This is a genomic window from Mesorhizobium sp. CA4 (assembly GCF_020165075.1).
Taxonomy (GTDB): domain Bacteria; phylum Pseudomonadota; class Alphaproteobacteria; order Rhizobiales; family Rhizobiaceae; genus Mesorhizobium.
The window spans coordinates 43541-68847 of sequence record NZ_JAIUHK010000001.1; the positions used below are offsets into that span (position 1 = coordinate 43541).

General features: G+C 64.0%; 24 protein-coding genes. 18 read left to right on the forward strand and 6 right to left on the reverse strand.

Features of this window, described 5'->3' with window-relative positions; all coding sequences use genetic code 11:
- The first annotated feature begins 37 nt into the window (after window positions 1-37).
- From argS to LB528_RS00285, 12 genes are all read left to right on the forward strand, one after another.
- Complete coding sequence (gene argS, locus LB528_RS00230) at window positions 38-1795, forward strand: arginine--tRNA ligase (RefSeq protein ID WP_224713432.1); 1758 nt, start codon at window positions 38-40, stop codon at window positions 1793-1795.
- 103 nt (window positions 1796-1898) lie between these two features.
- Complete coding sequence (locus LB528_RS00235; protein ID WP_224713433.1) at window positions 1899-5426, forward strand: SPOR domain-containing protein; 3528 nt, start codon at window positions 1899-1901, stop codon at window positions 5424-5426.
- Window positions 5427-5560: 134 nt separating this feature from the next.
- Window positions 5561-6580 carry a beta-N-acetylhexosaminidase gene (nagZ, locus tag LB528_RS00240; protein WP_224713434.1) on the forward strand — a complete coding sequence of 340 codons (1020 nt, stop codon included), beginning with the start codon at window positions 5561-5563 and terminating at the stop codon, window positions 6578-6580.
- A 62-nt stretch (window positions 6581-6642) separates the two neighbouring features.
- Window positions 6643-7443, forward strand: a complete 801-nt coding sequence (locus LB528_RS00245; protein WP_095765568.1) for a segregation and condensation protein A — start codon at window positions 6643-6645, stop codon at window positions 7441-7443.
- A complete protein-coding gene (gene scpB / locus LB528_RS00250; RefSeq protein ID WP_224713435.1) occupies window positions 7440-8195 on the forward strand; it encodes an SMC-Scp complex subunit ScpB in 756 nt (251 codons plus the stop codon). Before LB528_RS00245 ends, scpB begins: the two co-directional genes overlap by 4 nt.
- 180 nt (window positions 8196-8375) lie before the next feature.
- On the forward strand, window positions 8376-8594 hold the full coding sequence (locus LB528_RS00255; RefSeq protein WP_027167260.1) for a twin-arginine translocase TatA/TatE family subunit: 219 nt from the start codon (window positions 8376-8378) through the stop codon (window positions 8592-8594).
- 83 nt (window positions 8595-8677) lie between these two features.
- The gene (gene tatB / locus LB528_RS00260; protein ID WP_224713436.1) at window positions 8678-9391 is read left to right on the forward strand and encodes a Sec-independent protein translocase protein TatB; all 714 of its coding nucleotides are present in this window, start codon (window positions 8678-8680) and stop codon (window positions 9389-9391) included.
- Entirely contained in the window at window positions 9388-10251 is an 864-nt protein-coding gene (gene tatC, locus LB528_RS00265) for a twin-arginine translocase subunit TatC (protein WP_224713437.1), read from the forward strand. Before tatB ends, tatC begins: the two co-directional genes overlap by 4 nt.
- Window positions 10252-10458: 207 nt before the next feature.
- Window positions 10459-11763: a serine--tRNA ligase gene (gene serS / locus LB528_RS00270; protein WP_224713438.1), complete on the forward strand. Its 1305-nt coding sequence runs from the start codon at window positions 10459-10461 to the stop codon at window positions 11761-11763.
- 4 nt (window positions 11764-11767) lie between these two features.
- On the forward strand, window positions 11768-12526 hold the full coding sequence (surE, locus tag LB528_RS00275; protein ID WP_224713439.1) for a 5'/3'-nucleotidase SurE: 759 nt from the start codon (window positions 11768-11770) through the stop codon (window positions 12524-12526).
- Window positions 12527-12557: 31 nt separating this feature from the next.
- On the forward strand, window positions 12558-13211 hold the full coding sequence (locus LB528_RS00280; protein ID WP_224713440.1) for a protein-L-isoaspartate(D-aspartate) O-methyltransferase: 654 nt from the start codon (window positions 12558-12560) through the stop codon (window positions 13209-13211).
- Window positions 13212-13349: 138 nt separating this feature from the next.
- The gene (locus tag LB528_RS00285; RefSeq protein WP_224713441.1) at window positions 13350-14873 is read left to right on the forward strand and encodes a peptidoglycan DD-metalloendopeptidase family protein; all 1524 of its coding nucleotides are present in this window, start codon (window positions 13350-13352) and stop codon (window positions 14871-14873) included.
- A gap of 99 nt (window positions 14874-14972) precedes the next feature.
- Here LB528_RS00285 and LB528_RS00290 read toward each other — a convergent pair whose 3' ends face one another.
- A complete protein-coding gene (locus LB528_RS00290) occupies window positions 14973-15845 on the reverse strand; it encodes an ATP-binding protein (protein ID WP_224713442.1) in 873 nt (290 codons plus the stop codon).
- Window positions 15846-16112: 267 nt separating this feature from the next.
- Here LB528_RS00290 and yajC point away from each other — a divergent pair, with 267 nt between their 5' ends.
- The 4 genes from yajC (at window position 16113) to LB528_RS00310 (ending at window position 20389) form a co-directional block, all read left to right on the forward strand.
- Window positions 16113-16451 carry a preprotein translocase subunit YajC gene (gene yajC, locus LB528_RS00295; RefSeq protein ID WP_041004168.1) on the forward strand — a complete coding sequence of 113 codons (339 nt, stop codon included), beginning with the start codon at window positions 16113-16115 and terminating at the stop codon, window positions 16449-16451.
- A 55-nt stretch (window positions 16452-16506) separates the two neighbouring features.
- Window positions 16507-19056: a protein translocase subunit SecDF gene (gene secDF, locus LB528_RS00300; protein WP_224713443.1), complete on the forward strand. Its 2550-nt coding sequence runs from the start codon at window positions 16507-16509 to the stop codon at window positions 19054-19056.
- A 79-nt stretch (window positions 19057-19135) separates the two neighbouring features.
- The gene (locus tag LB528_RS00305) at window positions 19136-19525 is read left to right on the forward strand and encodes an Mth938-like domain-containing protein (RefSeq protein ID WP_224581185.1); all 390 of its coding nucleotides are present in this window, start codon (window positions 19136-19138) and stop codon (window positions 19523-19525) included.
- Window positions 19526-20389 carry a phytoene/squalene synthase family protein gene (locus LB528_RS00310; protein WP_224713444.1) on the forward strand — a complete coding sequence of 288 codons (864 nt, stop codon included), beginning with the start codon at window positions 19526-19528 and terminating at the stop codon, window positions 20387-20389.
- Window positions 20390-20446: 57 nt separating this feature from the next.
- On the opposite strand, the gene LB528_RS00315 is transcribed toward LB528_RS00310, so the two are convergent.
- The 5 genes from LB528_RS00315 to LB528_RS00335 all read right to left on the reverse strand — a co-directional run bounded on the left by LB528_RS00315 (window position 20447) and on the right by LB528_RS00335 (window position 23369).
- A complete protein-coding gene (locus LB528_RS00315; protein ID WP_224713445.1) occupies window positions 20447-20632 on the reverse strand; it encodes a hypothetical protein in 186 nt (61 codons plus the stop codon).
- Between the two features lie 66 nt (window positions 20633-20698).
- Entirely contained in the window at window positions 20699-21232 is a 534-nt protein-coding gene (locus tag LB528_RS00320; protein WP_224713446.1) for a hypothetical protein, read from the reverse strand.
- Between the two features lie 21 nt (window positions 21233-21253).
- The gene (trmFO, locus tag LB528_RS00325) at window positions 21254-22663 is read right to left on the reverse strand and encodes a methylenetetrahydrofolate--tRNA-(uracil(54)-C(5))-methyltransferase (FADH(2)-oxidizing) TrmFO (RefSeq protein ID WP_224713447.1); all 1410 of its coding nucleotides are present in this window, start codon (window positions 22661-22663) and stop codon (window positions 21254-21256) included.
- Between the two features lie 374 nt (window positions 22664-23037).
- A complete protein-coding gene (locus LB528_RS00330) occupies window positions 23038-23178 on the reverse strand; it encodes a DUF1127 domain-containing protein (protein ID WP_224511288.1) in 141 nt (46 codons plus the stop codon).
- Between the two features lie 50 nt (window positions 23179-23228).
- Window positions 23229-23369 carry a DUF1127 domain-containing protein gene (locus LB528_RS00335; protein WP_006335194.1) on the reverse strand — a complete coding sequence of 47 codons (141 nt, stop codon included), beginning with the start codon at window positions 23367-23369 and terminating at the stop codon, window positions 23229-23231.
- 234 nt (window positions 23370-23603) lie between these two features.
- Between LB528_RS00335 and LB528_RS00340 the strand changes: the two genes are divergently transcribed.
- Both LB528_RS00340 and LB528_RS00345 read left to right on the forward strand, forming a co-directional pair.
- The gene (locus LB528_RS00340) at window positions 23604-24722 is read left to right on the forward strand and encodes a DUF2157 domain-containing protein (protein ID WP_224511291.1); all 1119 of its coding nucleotides are present in this window, start codon (window positions 23604-23606) and stop codon (window positions 24720-24722) included.
- Window positions 24719-25300, forward strand: coding sequence for a GDYXXLXY domain-containing protein (locus LB528_RS00345; protein WP_224511292.1), 582 nt, complete (start codon window positions 24719-24721; stop codon window positions 25298-25300). The genes LB528_RS00340 and LB528_RS00345 overlap by 4 nt, the downstream gene beginning before the upstream one ends.
- The last annotated feature ends 7 nt before the right edge of the window (window positions 25301-25307 follow it).

The following is a 25307-nucleotide window of genomic DNA, read 5'->3' on the forward strand; positions in this document are numbered from 1 at the left end:
TCGAGCCGGTTGCCTCTTGAAGCCCAGAGCACTTCCAATGAATATCTTCGCCGATTTCAACGCGCGGATCATAAAGGCCGTCGAAGCTCTTGATCTGAAGGACAAGGACGGAGGCGCGCTCGACCTGTCGCGTATCGCGGTCGAGCCGCCGCGCGATGCAAGCCATGGCGATCTTGCCACCAACGCAGCGATGGTGCTGGCCAAGCCCACCGGCCAGAACCCACGCGCGCTTGCCGAGAAACTCGCCGAAGCGCTGCGGGGCGACGCTGATGTTGCCTCGGCCGAGATTGCCGGGCCCGGCTTCGTCAATCTCAGGCTGAAGGACGCGTTCTGGCATGCGCATCTCTCGGCGCTGCTCGGCGAGGGACGCAATTATGGCCGCTCGACCATCGGCGGCGGCCGCAAGGCCAATGTTGAATATGTCTCGGCCAACCCGACCGGCCCGATGCATGTCGGCCATTGCCGCGGCGCCGTCGTCGGCGACACTTTAGCCAATCTGATGACCTTTGCCGGTTACGATGTGACCAAGGAATACGTCATCAACGATGCCGGCTCGCAGATCGACGTGCTCGGCCGCTCGGCCCTGCTGCGCTATCGCGAGGCGCTTGGCGAAAACATCGGCGAGATCCCATCCGGTCTCTATCCGGGCGACTATCTGGTCCCCGTCGGCCAGGCGCTGGCCAAGGAATTCGGCCGCGGCCTGCTGCAAATGCCGGAAGATGAGGCGCTGGCGATCGTCAAGGATCGCACCGTCGACGCGATGATGGCGATGATCCGCGAGGACCTGGCGCTGCTCAACGTGCATCACGACGTGTTCTTCTCCGAGCGCACGCTGCATGCCGACAACGCCAAGAAGATCCGGGCCGCGATCGCCGACCTGACGCTCAAGGGACATATCTACAAGGGCAAGCTGCCGCCGCCCAAGGGCGAGAAGCCGGACGACTGGGAAGACCGGGAGCAGACGCTGTTCCGCTCGACCGCGGTTGGCGACGACATGGACCGGGCACTGGTCAAGTCGGACGGCTCCTTTACCTATTTCGCGGCCGACGTCGCCTATCTCAAGGACAAGGTCGAGCGCGGCTTCGTCGATCTGATCTATGTGCTCGGCGCCGACCATGGCGGCTATGTGAAGCGGCTCGAGGCGCTGGCGCGGGCGGTTGCCGGCGACACGGTCAAGCTGACGGTGCTGCTTTGCCAGCTCGTAAAACTGTTCCGCGACGGCGAGCCGGTCCGGATGTCGAAGCGGTCCGGCGATTTCATCACTCTGCGCGAAGTCGTGGAGGAGGTCGGCCGCGACCCGATCCGCTTCATGATGCTTTACCGCAAGAATGACGCGCCGCTCGATTTCGACTTCGCCAAGGTGACGGAGCAGTCGAAGGACAATCCGGTGTTCTATGTGCAGTACGCGTCGGCGCGCTGCCATTCCGTCTTCAGGCAGGCGAGCGAGCAGCTCGGCGAGGCGAATTTCGATCGCAACCGGCTCGCGGCCTCGGTGGCTGCGCTGACCGACGAGGGCGAAATCGCGCTGATCCGGAAGCTGGCTGAATATCCCCGGCTGATCGAGTCCGCGGCGCTTTCGCTGGAGCCGCACCGGCTCGCATTCTACCTCTATGATCTCGCTTCCGGCTTCCATGCACAGTGGAATCGCGGCAACGATAATGCGGACTTACGTTTTGTTAAGGTTAACGACCGAGAATCAACCTATGCCAGACTAGGGCTGGTGCAGGCTGTTTCGGATGTCTTGACCTCCGGCCTGACGCTTATCGGGGCAGACGCGCCCATCGAAATGCGTTAGGTTTAACTAAAAAACCTGTCACCTTTTGCCCACATTGCGCTGGTAAGGGCCAACCCTGCGCGACGTCCATGGCGTCCGACTGTGTGCGAGTTCGGGAACAATAATGGCAGACAGAACCCCGCTGAAAGTAGCCGACCACAACGACATCGCCGACGATGATCCGTTCGCGGAACTGACCCGGATCATGGGTTTCGACCCGCGCCAGCCGGTGAGGCAGCCGGCCCCAGCGGCCGAGAAGGCCATGCCGGCCGTGGAGGCTGACGATTTCGACATCGACCTCGAGAAGGAGTTGATGGGCGAGTTCGATTCCGTCGAGGAAAGCGCGCCGGTCGCTCAGCAGGCTGCACTGCATCAGATCGGCAACGAGCCGGCCTTCGAGGCTGCCAGCGCCGCCGCGAATGACGACGAGCTTACCGCGTCCTTCGAGCAGGATTTCGTGTTCGACGACGCGGCGGATTATGCCGACTTCGCCGTGGCCCGTGCGCCGGAGCCGGATTTTGCGCCGGACCTGCAGGTCGCGCCCGAGCCGGAAGTCGCGTCGGCGGCGCATTTCGCGCCGGAGCCACAAGCAGCTCCCGAGCCGGAAGTCGCTTTTGACGATGATTTCAATAAGGCGGTCGCCAGTTCACTGGATGTGTCGGCGCTCGAAGACGAGCTTCCGATCGATCAGGAAATGGCGGCTTCGCTTGACCAGGATTTTCAGCTCGATCATCACCAGCCCGCCAACTATCCCGAGCCGGCCGACGCTCGTCAGGACACCGTCGAAGCTCTGCAGGCTGCGAGCGAAGAGGCGTTCGACGCCGATTTCGACAATGCGGTCCAGATGTCGCTCGAAGACGAGCTGTCGTTTGAGAGTCACGAGCCGGAGCAGCACGCGCAGGCCGCCGAGCCGGTCGAAGCTCATGCAGCCGCCCCGCTGATCTCCGAGGATGATTTTGCCGGTCATTTCGATCAGGCGATAACCGATGTCGATATGGATCTCGGCCACGATCAGGAGATTCAGGCACCGGAGCTGCCGCTTGACGACGAACCGGCGCCGATGGTCGCCTCGCCGGTCGAGACGGCCCACTTTGCTGCTGAGCCAGAACCCGTCGCGCCCGAACCTTCCAATGAGCTGACCCTCGATGACGATTTCGAGCTGAGCTTTCGCGATGCGTTGAACGAGGAGCCGCAAGCTCCGGCCGTCGAGCCCGTTGCCGCGTTGCAGCCGACGGTCACCGAGGCGGCTCCCGTCGTTGCCGCTCCGGTTCCGCCGGTCGCCGCCGTTGAGCCGGTAAAGCCGGCTCCCAGCGAGCGTAGCCTGGAGGACGAGCTCAATGCGCTGCTCGGCGCCATGACCGCGCGGCCGATGCCGGCAGTCAAGGAGCCTGCTTACGCCCCGCGGCTGGTTGCGGAACCCGAGAGCCGCCAGGTGAGCGGGAAGGCGGCAGCCGACGATCTCGATTGGGATATCGACGAGCACCAGCCGGCGCAGAACGGGCAGGGCGCTCAGCCGGTCGAGGGCGACCTGGATGACTTGCTCGCCAGCGAGCTCGACCGCCAGGATTTTGCGGCCCCCGCCGAGACCGAGTCTTCCAAGCCCGAGTCTTCCAAGACCGAGCCTTCGGCGACCGAACCGGGCATTGATTTCGACGACGACGACTTCGGCGCTGCTTTCGCCCGGAGTATCGAGGCCGAGCAGGAGGCCGCTCGGGCGAAGTCTCCGGCAAATTCCTCCGATCGGCTGCATTCCGCCGAGCCGGCAAGGTCATGGAGCCGCTCGACGCCGACCGCCGCCCCCCCGGCGCAAGCTTCGTTCGCCGCGCAGCCGGCGCCCTCGGCGCCGCTGCAGATGGCAGCGCCTTCGGCACCTGTGCAGATGGCGGCGCCTTTGGCGCCAGTGCAGATGGCGGTGCCTTCGGCGCCAGTGCAGATGGCGGCGCCCGCCTATCGCAGCGAACCGGAAGTGGATTATACCGCCTACGCCAATCCGACGCCTTCTCCGCAGGCTCGCCGGCATGAGGACGTGCCGGATGTGGAGACCGTCGATGTTCCGGAGCGCGTGGTAGCGCTCGCGGATGATCTCGACATTCCGGAGCTCAGCTTCGAGGAGGACCAGCCTGCGGCCTCCGCCTACGACGATCTCGACGCGGAATTCGCCAGCCTGCTCACCGACATGAACGCGACGGAGATCGCATCGGCGCCCGCACAGAGCCGCGGCTATGATGACGAATCCTACAATGCCGGATTCAACGGCTACGACCGTCGCGACTTGCGTGCCGAGACTCCAGCGGCTCCGGCAGCGCCAGCTTCGTTCGCCGTCGCCAACGACTACGACGCCGACGACGTGCCCGGCAGCCGGCCGGTTTCGCAGCAGGACGACTTCGCCAGCGAAGAGCTCGATTACGACCCAGAGCTCGAAGAAGCGATGGCAATCCCGGGGCTTGGCGAGCGCGAGGCGGCGCAGCCGCGCCGGCGCGGCATGATGGTCGCGGCGCTCGTCGGCGCCGTGGTGGTTTTCGGCGGCCTTGGCGCGCTGGCCTTCTCCTTCGGCGGCAAAGGCGGCAGCGAGGCCCCGGTGATCGTCAAGGCCGACAATTCGCCGATCAAGGTGAAACCAGAAAATCCGGGCGGCACGGTCGTGCCGAACCAGGACAACAAGGTTTATGACGCGGTCGCCAAGGGCGGCGGCGCGGCGAAGTCCGCCGAGCCGGTGCAGCAGAAGCTGGTGAACACCACCGAGCAGCCCGTGGACCTGGCCTCGAAGGAGCCGCCGCAGAGCCGCGTGGTCGATCTTTCGCCCAAGGATAACGACGCTGCCCCCGGCAGCGATACCGCCGACAATCCAGACTCAGCGTTGCCCGGTGTCGCGCAAGCCGTTGTGCCCGCAATCGCACAGCCTGCCGCGCCGGCAAGCAGGCAGCCGGCCGCGCCGGCGCCGAAGTCGGAGGACCGCATCGCCCAGGTGCTGCAGCAGGATGCCGACAACGCCGCCAACAACGATGTCGTCGCTGTCGCGCCGCGCAAGGTGAAGACGATGATGGTGAAGCCCGACGGCTCACTGGTGCCGCGCGAGGATCCGGCGCCTGCCGCGCCGAAGATCGCGGCAGCCGAGCCGAGCGATCCGGCGCCGCAGCATGTCGCGCCGGCCTCCGACGGCCAGCAGACGGGAACCGTGGCTTCCGACGCGGGCCAGGCTAACGCGGGCCAGGCCGATACGGGCCAGGCCGACGCGGCGACCGTCAAGCCGGCGAAGCCCGCCAAGAAGGCTGAAGCCAAGGCGCAGTCGGCCAACACGCCAGCGAAGGTGCCGGTGGCGCCGGCGCGTCCGTCCGACCAGCCGGTCGATATCGTCGGCGAGGTCAAGCCGGACCAGGTCGCATCCATCGATCCGGCGGCGGCGGGCGGCGGCTCGTGGTCGATGCAGATCGCCTCGCAGCCGACGGTCGAGAGCGCGCAGTCGACCTATCAGGACCTGCAGCGCCGCTACGGCAGCGTGCTCTCCGGCCGCACCGCCAACATCGTCAAGGCCGAGGTCGCCGGCAAAGGCACCTTCTACCGCGTCCGCGTTCCGGCCCAGTCGCGCAACGATGCGATCAACCTTTGCACCAGCTACAAGGCTGCCGGGGGCAACTGCTTCGTATCGCGCTAACGAGATCCTGATCTTTCAAAGCCGGCGCCGCCGAAAGGCCGCGCCGGCTTTTCGTTCTGGACGGTTGTGGGCTTTGGCTGGTCCGAGAATAGGGATAATTCCCTTTGCTCGCTCAAAGCCCTAAACTTGCGTCTATGAGCGAATCAAAATCCATGATCCTCGGCTGTGCCGGGAAATCCCTCACCGAAGACGAAATCCGCTTCTATCAGGACGAACGTCCCTGGGGCTTCATCCTTTTTGCGCGCAACATCGGTGAAGCCGGGCAGATCCGCGACCTTGTCGCCTCGATGCGTGACTGCGTCGGCCGCCCGGACGCTCCGGTCTTCATCGACCAGGAAGGCGGCAGGGTGCAGCGCCTGCGTCCGCCGCTGGCGCCGAACTACCCGGCTGGGGGCGCGCTTGGCGCATTGTGGCGCGACGATCGCGAGGCCGGCCGCCGCGCCGCCTGGCTGCTGGCCCGGCTGCATGCCTTCGATCTCTCGCGCCTCGGCATCACCGCCGACTGCCTGCCGGTGCTCGACGTCCCGGTCGAAGGCGCCAGCGACGTCATCGGCGCGCGCGCCTATGGCAAGGAGCCCAATGCGGTGATCGAGCTTGGCCGGGCCTCGGCCGAGGGATTGATGTCGGGCGGCGTGCTGCCAGTGATGAAGCACATTCCCGGCCACGGCCGCGCCTTTGCCGACACGCATTTCGCGCTGCCCACCGTCGATACGCCGCTGGAGGAGCTCAGCCGGCATGATTTCGCCCCGTTCAAGGCGTTGAACGAGCTGCCGATGGCCATGACGGCGCATGTCGTCTATAGCGCCGTCGATCCCGACAATCCGGCGACGACGTCCGCCAAGGTCATCGATCAGGTGATCCGTGGCGAGATCGGCTTCGACGGGCTGCTGATGAGCGACGACACCTCGATGAAGGCACTTTCTGGGGATTTCCCGACAAAGGCGGCCTCGATCCTTGCGGCCGGCTGCGATCTCGTCCTTCACTGCAACGGCGTTTTCGAGGAGATGTCCGGGATCGCGTCGCGCACGACGGCGCTGTCGGGGAAGTCGTTGCAGCGCGCGGAGCGGGCGCTGACCTATATAAAGGATCGCGACGTCGCGGACGAAACGGCGATACGCGCGGAATTTGCCACCTATTTCGAAGCGGTGGCCTGACCCGGAAGGACGAAAGGCAAGTGGCGGAGACATTGGAAGGCAAGGCCGCGAAGGCCGCACCGATGGACCGTCTGTGGGCCGAGAACGACGATTCACGCCTGACTGGCGACCCGTCGCTAGTCGTCGACGTGGCCGGTTTCGAGGGCCCGCTCGATCTTCTCCTGCATCTTGCACGCAACCAGAAGGTCGATCTGGCGCGCATTTCGATCCTGGCGCTCGCCGAGCAATATCTGGCCTTCGTCGAGAAGGTGCGGGCGCTGAGGCTCGAGCTTGCCGCCGACTATCTGGTGATGGCGGCATGGCTCGCCTTCCTGAAGTCGAAGCTCTTGATCCCGAAGCAGCCGGGCGAGGAGGGCGAAAGCGGCGAGGAACTGGCGGCGGTGCTGCAATTCCGGCTGAAGCGCCTTGAAGCCATGCGCGACGCCTCGGCGCGGCTGGTGAACCGCAACCGGCTCGGCCGCGACGTCTTCGCGCGCGGCATGCCGGAAATGGTCATTGTCGAGAAGCGCAACAGCTTTTCGGCTTCGCTCTACGATCTGCTCACCGCTTATGCGCAGCAGCGCCAGCGGCAGGCGATCAACAATGTGACGATCGCCCGGCGCGCCGTGTGGTCGCTGAAGGACGCGCGTGAGGTGCTGGCGCGGCTGATCGGCTCGGTCGGCGACTGGACGACGCTCGACAGCTTCCTGATCGAATATCTGGCGGCGCCGGAAGAGAAGCGCACGGCGATGGCGAGTTCGTTCGCGGCGACGCTCGAGATGGTGCGCGAGGGCAAATTGGAAGTGCGGCAGGACCAGGTGTTCGCGCCGATCTATCTGCGCGGCCGCGCGCAAGGGGTAAGGGCAGTCGAGGTGGTATCATGAGCGAACGCGCCAACGCTTCGGTCATCCCGTTCAAGGTCGAGGACGAACCAGAAGACGAGATGGCCGAGCAGGGTTCACTCGAGAACCCCGCGGAGCGGCTGCAGCTGTCGGAAGCCGTGCGCATGGCCGAGGCGATCGTTTTCGCCAGTGCCGAGCCGGTTAGCGAAACGCAGCTTGCCGCGCGCCTGCCGGAAGGCGTCAACATCGCGGCCGCAATGGCGGATCTGCAGGAAATCTATGCCAAGCGCGGCGTCAACCTGGTGCGGGTCGGCGACGCCTGGGCCTTCCGCACCGCGGGCGACCTGGCTTTCCTGATGAGCCGGGACTCCGTGCAGCAGAGGAAGCTTTCGCGCGCGGCGCTCGAAGTGCTGGCGATCATTGCCTATCACCAGCCGGTCACGCGCGCCGAAATCGAAGACATCAGAGGCGTCGAAACGTCGAAAGGCACGCTCGACACGCTGCTCGAAACGGAATGGGTCAGGATGCGCGGCCGCCGCCGCACGCCCGGACGGCCGGTGACCTACGGCACGACCGACGCTTTCCTCGATCATTTCGCGTTGGAGGAAATCCGCGATCTGCCCGGCATGGAAGAGCTGAAGGGCGCTGGCCTGCTCTCGACGCGCATGCCGGCGAATTTCTCGATGCCGGTGCCGCCTGCCGATCCGGACGCGCTCGCCGAAGACGAGGATGCGCTGACCGATATCGACCTCGAGGAACTCGGGTTGCTGACGCCGCGCGTCACGGAAGAGTGACCGCGAAAACCGGCACGAATGGTTTATTAGCAAGGCCTGCGCGGATTCGTAGCAAGGCGCTCACGCCGAAAGTGCGTGACATCCGCTAGCCATTTTATCAACTTCATTGCGGTTGTGTTTGAATCCCCGAGCGAAAACGCATAGATCATCGCCGAGGGAAACCATTCGAGAGAGATTGTTATGGGTTCATTTTCGATTTGGCACTGGATGATCGTGCTGGTCATCGTGCTTCTGGTGTTCGGCCGCGGCAAGATCCCCGAACTGATGGGCGACATGGCCAAGGGCATCAAGAGCTTCAAGAAGGGCATGGCCGACGACGACGCCGACGACAAGCGTACCGTCGAGCACCGCGCCGACGAGACTGTTTCGCCGGCCAAGGAAAAGGTCAGCAAGAGCTGATCTCGGTTGTTGCTTTGAGCATGCCGTTGTCCCAAAACCGCTTCGCATGTGCGGGCGGCATGCACGCGTCGGAATAGATTGTCATGTTCGAAGTCGGTTGGAGCGAGCTGCTGGTGATCGCGGTCGTCATGATCGTGGTCGTCGGGCCTAAGGATTTGCCCAACATGCTTCGCACCTTCGGCCGCACCGCGGCGAAATTGCGCGCCATGGCCGGCGACTTCCAAAAGCAGTTCAACGAAGCGCTGAAGGAAGCCGAACTCGACGACGTGAAGAGTTCGATCGATAGCCTGCGCGGCCTCAACCCGATGAACGAGGTGCGCAAGCAGCTCAATCCGTTCGAGCAGGCCGCGGCCGATGTGCGGGCCGGTGTCGATACGATGATGAAGCCCAAGCCGGCCGCCGATCCGGCAGCGCCGGCAGCAGAGACGCCGCAGGCCGCCGAACCGCTCAAGAACGGCGCGACGGACATGCCCGTCGTCAACGGAGCCGAGGCTGCCTCGGCCGCCCCGATCTTTCCAACCATGACGGACGCGTCCGTCACCGTACCGGCTTCGGAGACCGCCGTTCCGGCCGAGCCGGCAAAAAAGGTGGCGGCCGCCAAGGCAAGGGCCGCCGGCACGGCGGCATCGAAGGCATCCGCCGCAGAGGCGCCGGCCAAGGCCGTGCGGGCTGCGGCTAAAGCCGAGGCACCCGCCAGGAAAGCCGCGCCCAAGGCTGAGGCAAAGCCTGCCGCGGCGAAGAAGCCGGCCGTCAAGAAGGCAACCGACGGCAAGAAGATGACGGGCGACACCAAGTGAGCGTTTCGGACAAGGAAAAGGAAGAAATCGAGAAATCATCCGCGCCGCTGATCGAGCACCTGATCGAGCTGCGCCGCCGCCTGATCTGGTCGCTGGGTGGCTTTTTCGTCGCCTTTCTCGTCTGCTTCTTCTTCGCCAAGCGCCTGTTCAACCTTCTGGTCATCCCGTTCAAATGGGCGACGCAATGGGCAGGCCTCGACCCGCACAAGGTCGAGCTGATCTATACCGCGCCGCAGGAGTTCTTCTTCACCCAGGTGAAGCTTGCCATGTTCGGCGGCATGGTGATCGCCTTCCCGCTGATCGCCACGCAAATCTACAAGTTCATCGCGCCGGGCCTCTACAAGAACGAGCGCAGCGCCTTCCTGCCGTTCCTGATCGCCTCGCCCATCCTGTTCCTGATGGGCGCCTCGCTGGTCTATTTCTTCTTCACCCCGATGGTCATGTGGTTCTTCCTGGCCATGCAGCAGACCGGCACCAACGACCAGGTGCAGATTTCGCTGCTGCCGAAGGTGTCGGAATATCTCAGCCTGATCATGACGCTGATCTTCTCCTTCGGCCTGGTGTTCCAGCTGCCGGTGGTGACCAGCCTTTTGACGCGCGTCGGGCTTCTGTCGTCGCAGGCGCTGGCCGAGAAGCGCAAATGGGCGATCGTGCTTTCCTTCGTCGTCGCCGCCGTGCTGACGCCGCCCGATCCGATGAGCCAGTGCGGCCTCGCCATCCCGACGATCATCCTCTACGAGGTCGCTATCTGGTCCTCGCGCATGATCGAGCGCGCCCAGGCGCGCGACCACCTGGCGCGCGAACAGGCGGAGGCGGGGAGCTCGGTCGCGAGCGACACGCCGGACGCCTCTTCCACCTAAGCGGGGCTTTCCAGCCGAGAAATCGCAGCTGTCGGCTTGGTCGCCGTCTTGCATCGATGGCGGATGCGGTTTACCCCCTCGATCCTTAAGGCGCGTCGCGCTCAAATGGTTTAAGCGACGCGCTTTTAAGTCTCTATTTTCATGCATGTCGTTTTCCAAAACCGCTGCACATTTTTGGGTGACATGCATCTAGTTTGAGGATCGACCATGCTTGACATCAAATGGATTCGCGACAACCCGAAGGCCCTTGTCGAGGCGCTGGTGAAGCGCTCGTGGTCGGCGGGCGAGGCGCAGTCCACGGTCGACGATTTGATCGCGAAGGACGAGGCGCGGCGCTCGCATCTCAGCGAATTGCAGGTCAAGCAGGAGCGCCGCAATGCCGCCTCGAAGGAAATCGGCAATGCCATGCGGTCGGGCGATGCAGCGCTTGCGGAGAAGCTTAAGGGCGAAGTCAGTGAGATCAAGGCGTTCATCCAGGACGGCGAGGCGCGCGAGCGCGAGCTCGACAAGGCGCTGAACGACGCGCTCGCGGTGCTGCCCAATGTGCCGCTCGACGATGTGCCAGTCGGCAAGGACGAGCACGACAATGTCGTCAAGCGCATCGTCGGCGAGGTGCCGACACGCCCGAACTGGGTGAAGGAGCATTTCGAGATCGGCGAAGCGCTCGGCATGATGGATTTCGAGCGCGCGGCGAAACTATCCGGCTCGCGCTTCACCGTGCTGAAGAGCCAGCTTGCGCGCATGGAGCGTGCGCTCGGCCAGTTCATGCTTGACCTGCACACGACAGAGCACGGCTATGAAGAGGTCATCCCGCCGCTGATGGTGCGCGACGAAGTGCTGTTCGGCACTAACCAGCTGCCGAAATTCGAGGAAGACCTGTTCTTCACGCCGCACGGGGAAGGCCGTCTCGGCCTGATTCCGACGGCGGAGGTCCCGCTGACCAACCTCGTGCGCGAAGAGATCACCGCGCATGAAAAGCTGCCGCTGCGCTACACCGCGCTGACGCCATGCTTCCGCTCGGAAGCCGGCTCGGCCGGCCGCGATACGCGCGGCATGCTGCGCCAGCACCAGTTCTACAAGGTCGAGCTGGTCTCGATCACCGACCAGGAAAGCTCGCTCGCCGAGCATGAGCGGATGACGCAATGCGCCGAAGAGGTGCTGAAGCGGCTCGGCCTGCCGTTCCGCACCGTGACGCTCTGCACCGGCGACATGGGTTTCGGTGCGCGCAAGACCTACGACATAGAGGTCTGGCTGCCGGGGCAGAATGCCTATCGCGAAATCTCGTCCTGTTCGGTCTGCGGCGATTTCCAGGCCAGGCGCATGGATGCCCGCTACAAGGACAAGGACGGCAAGGGCAATCGCTTCGTCCATACGTTGAACGGCTCGGGCACCGCGGTCGGTCGCGCTCTTATAGCCGTCATCGAAAACTACCAGAATGAGGATGGCAGCGTAACCATTCCTGAAGTGCTGCGGCCTTACATGGGTGGTCTCGCGAAGATCGAAGCGAAGTGACTTGATGCGCATTCTCCTGACCAATGACGACGGCATCCACGCCGAGGGGCTGGCGTCGCTCGAACGCATCGCCCGCACGCTGTCGGACGACGTCTGGGTGGTGGCGCCAGAGCAGGACCAGTCCGGCTACGCGCATTCGCTGTCGATCTCGGAGCCGCTCAGGCTGCGCAAGATCGGCGAGAAGCATTATGCCGTGCGCGGCACCCCGACAGACTGCATCATCATGGGCACGAAAAAAATCCTGCCCGGACCGCCCGACCTGATCCTGTCCGGCGTCAATTCCGGCGCCAACATCGCCGACGACGTCACCTATTCCGGCACCGTGGCGGGTGCCATGGAAGGCGCGCTGCTCGGCGTGCGTTCGATCGCGGTCAGCCAGGCCTATTCCTATGTCGGCGAGGACCGCGTCGTCCCTTACGAGACGACCGAGGCGCTGGCGCCGGCGCTGCTCAAGCGGCTGGTGGAAACGCCGTTGCCGGACGGTGTGCTGCTCAACGTCAATTTCCCGAATTGTGCGCCCGAGGAGGTGGAGGGCACCGTCGTCACCTCACAGGGCAAGCTGGTGCATAGTCTCTGGGTCGACGAGCGGCGCGACGGGCGCGGCCTGCCTTACTACTGGCTGCGCTTCGGCCGCGAGCCGGTCGAAGGCAAGAAGGGCACGGACCTCCATGCGATGCGCAACCGGCTGGTGTCGGTGACGCCGCTGCAGCTCGACCTCACCGCCCATGAACTCCGCGACCAACTGACCAAGGCGCTGTCATAAAATAGGGTTTTGGCATGAACACGGTTTTGGCATGAATACGGGCATCGACGACCGCGAGGGGTTTGCCGCTTTCCTGCTCAGGCTGCGGGGCAGGGGCACGGCGCCGAAGGCGCTGGTCGCAGCCTTCGAGGCGACGCCGCGGCGTGGTTTCCTGTCGGCCCAATTTCACGCGCTCGCCTGGTCGGACGGGATGCTGCCGATCGAATGCGGCGAGGCGATCGAGGGCGCCGATCTGCAGGCGGCGGTGATCGCAGCACTTCACATCGAGCCGGGCAACCGCGTGCTCGAGATCGGCACCGGCTCGGGCTACACGGCAGCGGTCATGTCCAGGCTTGCGGCGCGCGTCATCACCATCGACCGCTACAAGACGCTGGTCGAGCAGGCCAAGCAGCGGTTCGAGGCGCTCGCCATCAGCAACGTCATCGCCCGCCAGGCCGACGGCTCGAATGGCCTGCCCAATGAAGGGCCGTTCGACCGTATCGTCGCCTGGGCGGCCTTCGACAGCCTGCCGCGTTTCCTGCTCGACCAGCTGTCGAGCGGCGGCATCGTCATCGCGCCGATCGGCCCGGACGAGGGCGAGCAGGTGCTGGCCAAGCTCACCAAGGTGGGCAGCCGCTTCGAGCGCGAGGACATCGGCATGGTCAGGCTGCAGCCGATCCTGCGCAGCGTTGCCGCGGTGATCTAGCGGGCCTTGCGGCCCTCGCCAAAATTTCCGCCAATGTTTTAAGAAAATTTTCGCCGGATTCTAATGGGTTAACCGGCCAGTAACATTAACGCGCTTTAATCGTGACCAGTTTGTACCGGGTCTGTGCGGGTTAGTGCGATGCAATTCAATCACTTGAAGGCAAACAGACGCAATCTGGCGCGCGGTTGCGCTGTCCTGATCATTGCTGGCGCGGCGGCCGGGTGCAGTTCCCAGTCGATGCGCTTCAACGGTGTCGATGATGTCTTCACATCATCCACCAACAATCAGCGCGCCATCATCAACAAGCAGAATGTCGACCAGCCCTACCCGGGCGATACGGTCGCGCCGGCGCCGGTCGACGGCACCCACACCCAGTCGGTGAGCCGATCGAGCCTCGAGCCGGTCACGGCGCAGCAGCTGCCGCCTCCGTCGGCGCCGGCTCCTGCCAAGCCTATGCGTACCGCTTCCGCTCCTGCCCTTGCACCCGCTCCGGCGCTTGCTCCTGCACCGCATCGCGACAGCACGGCCACCGGCACGGTCGCCCAGGCCAAGCCGTTCAAGACCGCGGAGCCCGACGCCGTTCGCAATGCGAGCGCTGCGCCGCACGCGACCGAAATTGTGGTGCGCGACGGCGAGACGCTTTCGGGCCTGGCGGCGCACTACCATGTGCCGGCCGATGCCATCGCCAAGGTCAACGGGATCGACCCGAAGAAGGGCATCAGGACGGGCCAGAAGATCGTCATCCCCGCCTATGCCTATTCGAGCAAGGCGGAGCCGAAGGTCGCCGAAGGCAAGCCGGCGAACACGCCGAAGCAGCCCGCTCCGGAGAAGGTCGCTGTTCTGCCGCAGCAGCCCAAGGTCAAGGACGGCAAATCCGCCGCTCAGGTCGATGCGTCGGCAGCAGCGGCGGGTTCCAAGAATCCAAAGCCGGCGCAGCAGATGGCTGAGGCCAAGCCGGCAGGCGCCGGTGGCTCCTACACCGTGCAGCAGGGCGACTCGCTGTCGTCGATCGCCAGGAAGACCGGCGTCAGCGTCGTGGCGCTGAAGCAGGCCAACGGCATGCAGGACGGCCTGCTCAAGATCGGCCAGACGCTCAAGGTCCCGGCCGGCGGCGCGGTCGTGGCATCCGCCAAGCCTGCCGCTGCCAAGCCTGCCGTCGATCCTGTGACAACCGCGACGACGCCGCCGCCGGCGAAGACCACGCCGTCGCAGACGCTCGCCTCCTATACGCCGCCGAAGAAGGATGCCAAGGTCATCCAGCAGGCCGAGGACGACGGTGCGGTAGCGCCCGACGCGACCGGCATCGGCAAGATGCGCTGGCCGGTTCGCGGCCGCGTGATCTCCGGCTTCGGTTCCGGCAAGGACGGCGTCGACATCGCGGTGCCGGAAGGGACACCGATCAAGGCGGCCGAGAACGGCGTCGTCATCTATGCCGGCGACGGCCTCAAGGAATTCGGCAACACCGTGCTGGTGCGGCACGAGAACGGCCTGGTCACCGTCTATGGCCATGCAAGCTCGATCGAGGTGCAGCGCGGCCAGAAGGTCAAGCGCGGCCAGGAGATCGCGCTCTCCGGCATGAGCGGCACCACCGACTCGCCCAAGCTGCACTTCGAAGTCCGCAAGAACTCGGCCCCGGTCGATCCGTCGGGCTATCTCGAATAGAACAAGAACAATTGCGGGCCGCCTGACCTCCAGTCCTCCCCGCCGTCTTCAGCCCGCTCCGCAAGGAGCGGGCTTTTTCAGGTCCGGACCTGGCCGATCTCAATCCTTCAGCGGTTTGCCGAGCTTTCCCGCCAGATCCTGCGTGAACTGCCAGGCGACGCGGCCCGAACGGCTGCCGCGCGTCGTTGCCCACTCCAGCGCTTCGGCGCGCAGTTGCTCGGGATCGATCGTCAGGCCGTGATAGCGGACATAGCCGTCGATCATGTCGAGATATTCGTCCTGCGAGCATTTGTGGAAGCCGAGCCAGAGACCGAAACGGTCGGATAGCGAGACTTTTTCTTCCACCGCTTCCGACGGGTTGATCGCGGTCGAGCGCTCATTGTCAATCATGTCACGCGGCAAAAGATGCCGCCGATTGGACGTGGCGTAGAAAATGACGTTGGCGGGCCGGCCCTCGACGCCGCCTTCCAGCGCCGCCTTCAGCGACTTGTACGATGTGTCATCATGGTCGAAGGAAAGGTCGTCGCAAAACAGGATGAAGCGATAGGGAGCTGCCTTCAGGAGAGCCATCAGCTTGGGCAGCGTATCGATGTCCTCGCGGTGGATCTCGATCAGCTTCAGCGGCCGGTCGAGCTTGTCGGCGGCGTTGACGGCGGCATGCACGGCCTTGACCAGCGACGACTTGCCCATGCCGCGCGCACCCCACAACAGCACGTTGTTGGCCGCATAGCCGGATGCGAAGCGCTCGGTGTTGTCGAGCAGGATGTCGCGCACGCGGTCGACGCCGCGGATCAGGCCGATGTCGACGCGGTTGACCTTGTGCACCGGCTCCAGATAGCCGGGATCAGCCTGCCAGACGAAGCAGTCGGCGAGGCCCAGGTCGGCCTGCGGAACCGGGGGCGGGGCGAGGCGGGAAACCGCTTCGATCAGGCGGTCCAGTTTCTTGTTCAAGGCGTCCAGGCCGTCGATCATTTTGGACCTTTTTTTAAAGGTATTTCAGCGTGTGGGAGCAGCTTCCATGACATCGCTGCAAGAACCAGCTCCAAGCTTTTGTTGGAGCATCATCTTTTCGGCGGCCTCGAAGCGGCTTCCGCTGCGACGCTCTAGCACGCCGCAAATGGCTGGAAAAGCAACGGATTGGGCCCGCAGCGCAGTTGCATTGGCAACTGTACCGACTATATTCCGGCCAAATTTTCGCGGGGCGGCCGCGGCGGAATTTCACCATCCAGGAGTTTCTTGATGTTCGTTACACCGGCATACGCCCAGGGCGTCGGCGCTTCGCCAGACATGTTCATCTCGATTTTGCCGTTTGTCCTGATTTTCGTGATCATGTATTTTCTGATCATCCGGCCGCAGCGCGCGCAGCTCAAGAAGCGCCAGGAGATGCTGTCGGCCGTGCGCCGCGGCGATACGGTGGTGACCGGCGGCGGCTTCGTCGGCAAGGTGACCAAGGTGATCGACGACAACGAGCTGGAGATCGACCTTGGCGGCGGCACCAAGGTAACGGCGCTGCGCTCGACGATCTCGGACGTGCGCGTCAAGGGCGAGCCGGTGGCGAACCAGAACGCCAAGAAGTAAATCCTAACCTCGATGGCGGAACGCAGCCGCTTGTACGCCTGAACGGATAAAACGAATGCTCTATTTCTCGCGCCTGAAGATGATCCTGATCTGGCTCGCCGTGGCCATCACAGTGATCCTCGCCGCGCCCAATCTCTTCCCGGCGAGCATGCTGGCGCAATTGCCGAATTGGGTGCCGAAGCGGCAGATGACGCTCGGCCTCGACCTTCAGGGCGGCTCGCACATCCTGCTCCAGATGGATCAGAACGACCTGATCAAGGACCAACTGGAGACGACACGCGACGAGATCAGGACGCTGCTGCGCGATGCCAAGATCCAATATACGGGACTTGGCGGAACGGGCCGCACCGTGCAGGTGCGCATCAACGACCCGAGCCAGGTCGAAGCCGCAAAGACGGCGCTGAAGCCGATAACCAATCCGGTCGCGGCCGGCCTCTTTGCCGGCGGTTCCGTCCAGTCGATGACGCTGGACGATTCCGAGCCCGGATTGTTGAAGTTCACCGTCACGGATGCGGGCATCAAGTACCGCACCTCGACGGCGCTGTCGCAGGCGATCGAGGTGGTGGAGCGGCGTGTCAACGCGCTCGGCACGACGGAACCTATCGTGCAGCGGCAGGGTGACGATCGCATTCTGGTCCAGGTGCCCGGACTGCAAAATCCGCAAAGGCTCAAGGACATCATCGGCCAGACCGCCAAGCTGACCTTCCAGATGGTCGATACGTCGGTGCCGGTCCAGGACGCGATCAAGAACCGTCCGCCGCCTGGCGACTCAGTCCTCTATTCGCAGGACGATCCTCCCGTTCCTTATCTGGTTGAAAACCGCGTCATCGTCTCGGGCGAAGACCTGTCGAATGCGACGCCGACTTATAATTCACAGACCAATGAGCCGGTGGTTTCGTTCACCTTCAATTCCCGGGGAGCGACTAGGTTCGGCCAGGCGACCCAACAGAATGTCGGCAAGCCGTTCGCCATCGTGCTCGACAACCAGGTGATTTCGGCGCCGGTGATCCGCGAGCCGATCCTCGGCGGTAGCGGTCAGATCTCCGGCAATTTCACGGCCGAGAGCGCCAACGACCTCGCCGTCTTGCTGCGCGCCGGCGCCCTGCCGGCTAAATTGACGATCATCGAAGAGCGCACGGTCGGCCCGGGCCTTGGCCAGGACTCGATTCATGCGGGTAAAATCGCCGGCATCATAGGCTCGATCCTCGTCGTCGCCTTCATGTTTGTCGCCTATGGCTTCCTCGGCTTCCTCGCCAACGTCGCGCTCGCTGTCCACGTGGCCATGATCGTGGCCGTGCTGTCGCTGCTGGGCGCCACGCTGACCTTGCCCGGCATCGCCGGTATCGTGCTCACCATCGGCATGGCGGTGGACTCCAACGTTCTGATCTACGAGCGCATTCGCGAGGAGCGGCGGGCCGGCCGCTCGGTGATACAGGCGATCGATACGGGCTTCTCCAAGGCGCTGGCGACGATCGTCGACTCCAACGTCACCTCGCTGATCGCCACCGTGGTGCTGTTCTGGCTGGGCACCGGCCCGGTCAAGGGTTTCGCCATCACCTATGCGATCGGCATCCTGACCACGGTCTTCACCGCTTTCACCTTCACGCGCATGCTGGTGTCGATCTGGCTGCGCCGCGCCCGGCCGAAGGAACTGCCGCGCGCTCCGGTCACCTTCATTCCTCCGGGCACCAGGATTCCGTTCATGGGTATCCGCCGCTGGACATTCGCGTTGTCCAGCCTGTTGTCGGTCCTGTCGGTGATCGGTTTCCTGACCATCGACATCAACTACGGCATCGACTTCAAGGGCGGCTCGATAATCGAGGTGCAGTCCAAGAAGGGCGACGCCGATCTCGGCGACATCCGCAACAGGCTGTCCGAGCTCAACATCGGCGAGATCCAAGTGCAGCAGTTCGGCGCGCCGAACGACGTGCTGATCCGCGTCGGCGCGCAGGACGCCGGCGAGAATGCCGAGCAGACCGTCATCGACAAGGTGCGGGGCGAGCTGCAGGATCAATATGATTTCCGCCGCGTCGAAGTGGTTGGCCCGACAGTGTCCGGCGAACTTGCCAAGCAGGGCACGATCGCCATGCTGATCGCGCTGGTCGGCATCCTGCTCTATGTCTGGTTCCGCTTCGAATGGCAGTTCGCGGTCGGCGCCATCATCGCCACGGTGCACGATGTGGTGATGACGATCGGCTTCTTCGTCCTGACCGGGCTGGAGTTCAACCAATCGTCGCTGGCGGCGATCCTGACCATCATCGGCTACTCGCTGAACGATACCATCGTGGTCTATGACCGCGTCCGCGAGGATCTTCGAAGATACAAGAAGATGCCGCTGCCGCAGCTGTTGAACAACGCGATCAACGAGACGCTGTCTCGAACCACGCTGACCTCGGTCACCACCATCCTGGCGCTGCTCGCGCTGGTGCTGTTCGGCGGGGAGGTGATCCGCTCCTTCACGATGGCAATGCTGTTCGGCGTGGTGTTCGGCACCTATTCGTCGATCTTCATCGCCGCCCCGCTGCTGATCCTGTTCCGGTTGCGGCCGCAGGCCGCGGCCGAAGAGGAGAAGAAGCCGGTGAACGGCAAGCCCGTGGCGACCTGACGCCCGTCTAAATCAAAGAGATAAAGCATGATGTCGTCCGAAAGCCGCTCCACATTTTTCGGCATCATGCTCTAGACCCATGGCCAAAGGCATCATCATCCGCGAGGCGCATTTCCCGGGCAAGGCGCCGATCGAGGCCTATGGCAATGGCGGCTTCCGCTTTGCCGACATGTCGCATCGCGGATCGCTACTCGTCCTGCCGTCGGGCATCCATGGCTGGGAACCCGCCGATCCGCTGGCGCTGAAGGCCGCGGATTTCGACAAGCTGTTCGCCGAAGCCGGCAAGGTCGAGATCCTGCTGGTCGGCATGGGCAAGGATTTGCGACCGCTGCCGGCGCCTTTGCGCGCTGCGCTCAAGGAGGCCGGTATTGCGGCCGACCCGATGTCGACCGGAGCGGCGGTGCGGACGTACAATGTGCTCTTGGCCGAAGATCGCGCCGTGGCAGCGGCCCTGATCGCCGTCGATTGAATGGCCGGCGTTTCCAACATCGTGACGGGCGACATCGTCATGGACGCGGTGCGCGCCGCCGACCATGACAGATACCTGTCGGCGCTCTACGCGCCGGCCGACAAGCGCGACGCGCTGCTTGCGCTCTACGCTTTCAACGCCGAAATCGCCGGCGTGCGCGATCGCATTCACGAGCCGCTGCCGGGCGAGGTCAGGCTGCAGTGGTGGCGCGACGTCATCTCGGCCGAAGGGGATGCCGAGGCAGGCCACCCGACCGCCGATGCCCTACGCGCGACGATCGCCGCCGATCATCTGCCGAAGGCTGCCTTCGAGAACATGCTCGAGGCGCGGATATTCGATCTCTATGACGACCCGATGCCGTCGCGGACCGACCTCGAAGGCTATTGCGGCGAAACCGCCGCGGCGCTGATCCAGCTTGCGGCGATGGTGCTCGATCCGGCGGCGGCGCCGGGCTTCGCCGATCTGGCGGGGAGGGCCGGCTGCGCGCAGGCCATCGCCGGCCTGCTCCTTCTGCTACCATTGCATCGTCGGCGCGGCCAGTGCTTTGTGCCCGCCGACATACTGGGGGCAGCCGGCACGACGCCGGAAGAGTTCGTGAAAAGCGAGGGAGGGGCTGCCGCGGAGCGCGCGGTGGCAGCAATGATCGCGCTGGCGCGGGAACATCTCAACGCCTTCGAGAAGGGTGCGCCAACGCTTCCCGTTTCGTTGCGCCCGGCCTTCCTGCCGCTGGCGCTGACTCGCGCCTATCTCGACAAGATGGAGAAGGCGGGCAGGTCGCCGCTTGGTGGGACAGCGACGCTCTCCACCTTGCGCCGGCACTGGCTGCTCTTGCGTCATGCGATGCGGGGCTGGACGCCCCTTTGACGTAAACGTCATTCATGCTAGGGATTCCGTTGCGTGGACGCGCGTCAATCGACGCCTTCACGCGCGCTCGAATTGATGCCAAGCGCTCAGCATGCTGTTCTTCCTCGCACTGGAACGCTCGCTGGGCGGCACGGATAACCTCGCTCGCAGAGCCGAATGAAATGAGCCGTCCTCGACCTTTTCGCGGATCATGCGCGCCATGGCTGTCGTGACGGTGACGGACAATTTTTCGGGGGCTTCCATGAAACGGCTCCGTTAGGAGAATTCTATTCCATCCTCGAGATCAGCCAAAGGTGCCCGGATTCGAATCTACCCTGCGGCTGGGCTGTCACCAGGCACGGCAGCGCTGATACGCCGTGTCGTACCGAAACTCCGCCCGAACGCATGGCCCTGCGCATCCGTGAAATTTGCTTCCAACTCGACCAGCGCGTCAACGACCGCAGGCGCTTCTGAGCCGGGGTTTTCTCGCTGGAACCGGGCGCTGACGTACACGCCTTGAGGATGTGACGGATTGAGACGGGCCTGGATGGCCCAGAACGATGAAAGCGAATACAGCGTCTTCATGAAATCGAGCAGCAACTCGTCAGTGTAGGGCCCTTTGACACTCTGCACGGCGATTATTCGCTTCAGGCTTCGATCGCGGTTCTCGTTGTAATTTTCGTTCTCGTACAACCAGCCTTTGCCGCCATGAGGCTGGCCGATCAACGCTTCAAGCGCCGGTAGATGAACCGCGCGCAGCTTTTGCAGATTGCCGCATCTGATATAGATGCTCCAGACTATCTCATAGTCACCTGCGAAAGGTTGGTCACTTGTCGGCAAATCCGGCGGCAGAAGCTGAGGCATCCTGGAGCGCTTCGCCACGGTCTACTCTGCCGCTTCCGCCTGCGTCGGCAGCCCCAGCCATTGCCGGCAATCGACCAGCGCGCGCGATGTGATCGCGTGTCTTTTCGCGACGGTCTTGTCCTTGCCGCGCAGGCGCTTGCCTTCGGCCTTCGGCGCTTCCACCGGCGGGAACAGGCCGAAATTGACGTTCATCGGCTGGAAGGAGCGCTTGCCGGGCTCGTCGTCCGAGACGATATGACCGCCGGTGATGTGGTTGAGCAGCGCGCCGAAGGCGGTGGTCGCAGGCGGCAGCGATAGCGCCTGGCCGAGGCGCTCAGCAGCGGCGAAGCGGCCGGCGAGCAGGCCGATGGCAGCGCTTTCGACGTAGCCTTCGCAGCCGGTGATCTGGCCGGCAAAGCGCAGGCCGGGGCGCGACTTCAACTGTAGCGAAGGATCGAGGAGCGTCGGCGAGTTGATATAGGTGTTGCGGTGCAGGCCGCCGAGACGCGCAAATTCCGCGTTTTCCAGTCCCGGAATGGTGCGGAAGATGCGCACCTGCTCGGCATGCTTCAGCTTGGTCTGGAAACCGACCATGTTGTAAAGCGTGCCCAGCGCATTGTCCTGGCGAAGCTGCACCACCGCATAGGCCTTGACCGCCGGATGGTGGACGTTGGTCAGCCCCATTGGCTTCATCGGCCCGTAGCGCAAGGTCTCGACGCCGCGCTCGGCCATCACCTCGATCGGCAGGCAGCCGTCGAAATACGGCGTGCCTTCCCACTCTTTGAACTCGGTTTTCTGTCCCTCCAGCAGCGCTGCCACGAAGGCGAGATACTGGTCCTTGTCCATCGGGCAGTTGATATAGTCCTTGCCGGTGCCGCCGGGCCCGACCTTGTCGTAGCGCGACTGGAACCAGGCCGTGTTCATGTCGATCGTGTCGAAATGCACGATCGGCGCGATGGCGTCGAAGAACGCGAGCGCATCGGCGCCGGTGGCCTCGGCTATCGACTGCGCCAGCGAGGGCGCCGTCAGCGGGCCCGTGGCGATGATCGCCTGGTCCCAATCCTTGGGCGGCAGCCCCGGCACTTCCTCGCGCTGGATGGTGATCAGCGGATGCGCTTCGATCTTTGCGGTGACCGCGTCGGAAAAGCCGTCGCGGTCGACGGCCAGCGCGCCGCCGGCCGGCACCTGGTTGGCGTCGCCCGCGCTCATGATCAGCGAGCCGGCCAGCCGCATTTCGGCATGCAGCAGGCCGACGGCGTTGTTTTCTGCGTCGTCGGAGCGGAAGGAGTTTGAGCAGACCAACTCGGCCAAGCCGTCGGTCTTATGCGCGTCGGTGCCGCGCACAGGGCGCATTTCATGCAGCACGACCGGGACGCCGGCTTGCGCGATCTGCCATGCGGCTTCGGAGCCGGCGAGGCCGCCGCCGATGACGTGTATGGGATTTTTGCTCATGAGCGCCGGAATAATCGCTTGTCGGCGCGATTGCAATTGCCGGCCAAATGACCGGCCGGGCGACGAGCCCTAAAAACAACAACACCCGCCGGGGGAGGAGGTCCGGCGGGTGTCGTTTTGGGGGTCGATCCTCGGGAGGAGGTGAAGATCGACCGTATTCGTCATCGCCGGGGAGGAGGTCGGCTTTGACGAAATCTCTTTCGCTTTTTAGAGGGGGCGAAATCCCTGAAGACGAACTTCGTTCGCTTCTGAACAACGCCCGCCGGGGGAGGAGGTCCGGCGGGCGCCGTTTCGGTGGTCAACCCTTGGGAGGAGGTAAGGGTTGGCCGTATCCGTCAGGGTCGGGGAGGAGGTCGACCCTGGCGAAATCCTGGTTAGATCGCCTTGCGGGCGATCATCTTGATCTCGTCGCGAACGATGCCGAGATCGTGGAGCTGGCGGTTCGAAAGCCGACCCAGCTCAGCAACAGTGTCGCGATAGACGCGCCAGTTGCGATAGCTGCGGATCAGGTTCATTGTCTTACTCTCTTCAAAACTGGTTCGGACCATTTGCGGTCCGAAGCGGATTAGACCGCCTTGCGGGCGACGTAGTGGATGTCGCTGCGGCTGATGCCGAGGTCGGTCAGTTCACGGTTCGACAGGCGGCTCAGCTCGGAGACGGTGTCCCGGTAGCGGCGCCAGTTGCGGTAGTTGCGGATCAGGTTCATGGTAGTTCTCGTTTCGTCTTTGGTTCGGATCATTCCGTTTGTGTACGAACAGAAAATAGGTGGGATCATATCGGTTTAAAAGTGCCGTTGGCGCATGGCAGCAATGCAAATTGTGCAATGCAACATTAACGGCCATTCACGCCTGCGTCACAAAGAAGGCCGAATCGGAAAATGCCGCCGCGTCAACGGTTTGGCTGTTCCGGCTACGGAAATGACCAGGCTTCGGGGGAAAGCATGGCGAGCTATTCGGCACGGGTAAGGGTGGATATCGCCCGCTGGCGGGAGAGGGGGCTGATCGATCCCGCCACGGCGGAGGCATTGACGCGCGACGTCGCCGCCAATGAGCGCGCGTCGCTGAGTTTCGGCTCAATCCTGGCGATGATGGCGGCACTTTTGTTCGGCGCAGCGATCCTGATCTTCGTCGCCGCCAACTGGGAGGCCATCCCGCGCCTCGTTCGCGTGGCGGCCCTGTTTGCCGTCATTCTCGCCGGCTATGTCGGCGGCGCGGTGCTGAAGACGCGCGACCATGCCGCGATCGGCGAGGCGCTCTGGATCGTTGCAGCCGCCGCCTTCGGCGGATCGATCGCGCTGATCGGCCAGATGTACCATCTTTCGGGAGACGAGGCCTCGGCGCTTGTGACATGGTGCGCCGGCACGGCGTTGGCGGCAGTAGCGCTGCGCTCGAACCCGCTGACCGTGGCTGCGGTCGGCATTGCCGATGCCTGGCTGGTCCTCAAGGGGTTCGGCTTCTATTGGCGCGCGGAAATTCCGCATCTCTTCATCGTCATGGCGGTCGTCCTGTTCGCCATTTCGTTCTGGACACGCAGCCAGGCAGCGCGCCACCTCATCATTCTGTCGGTCATTCTCTATCTGGTTCTGCTGGCGACGGATCACGACATGCTGCCGGTTGCCGTGCCGCTGGCCATCGCGTCAGCGCTGCTCTTTGCCGCTGCGATCTTTGCCGGCGATCGGATCGACAGGATCCTTCAACTGGGCGGCCGGCTGCCCGTGCACGCCTTGCTCGGCTTCCTTATTGGCATGGCGATGATCCAGTTCGAACTGGCGGATGAAAGCACCTACAACAGCGGTTTCGCCGTCGCCTCGATCGTAGCGCTTGCCGGTATCGTCGGGGCGATCATGCTGGCGGGCCGCGAGAGCAGGGGGCTGCGCTGGCTGGCCTATGCTGGCTTCGCCTTCGAACTCGCCATTATCTATAGCGTCACCTTGCGGTCGATGCTGGATACGGCCGGCTTCTTCCTTGCGGCTGCCGTGCTGCTCGGCATACTGGCGCTGATCATCATCCGCATCGAGAAGCGCATGAGAGCGCCCGCCGAGACAGGAGCAGCGGCATGACCGGCAAGAAGCTCATCATCTCGGCGCTGGTGCTGGCGCTCGTCCAGATCGGCTTCCTCAGCTGGATCATCGCCGGCCGGGCCGCGATCCTGCGCAACGGCAAGGAAGTGCTCCTGAAAGTCCAACCGGTCGATCCGCGCGATCTCCTGCGCGGCGACTATATCTCGCTCAACAACAACATTTCACGCATCCCGGTGAAGCTGATCGCCGACCTTCCGCAAGGCAAGTTTTCCACCGACGACGGCTCGATCACGGTGCGGCTGAAAAAGGGCGCCGACGGTTATTGGCAGCCAGCCGCGGCGTGGTTCGGCCAGGCGCCGGCGCCTGCTGGCCCGGACGAAGCCGACATTGGCGGACGCGTCGCGGAGGGCTGGGACCTTCGTTATCCGGAAGCGACGATCGCGCCCGACTACGGGATCGACCGCTTCTATCTGCCGGAAGGCGAAGGAATGGCGATCCAGGACGACATGCGCGTGCGGCCGTTCGGCATCAAGCTTGCGCTCGCGCCCGACGGGACGGCACAGATCAAGGCGCTGATGGACGGCGACAAGACGCTGTTCGAGGAGCCGCTTTATTAGCGTGTAT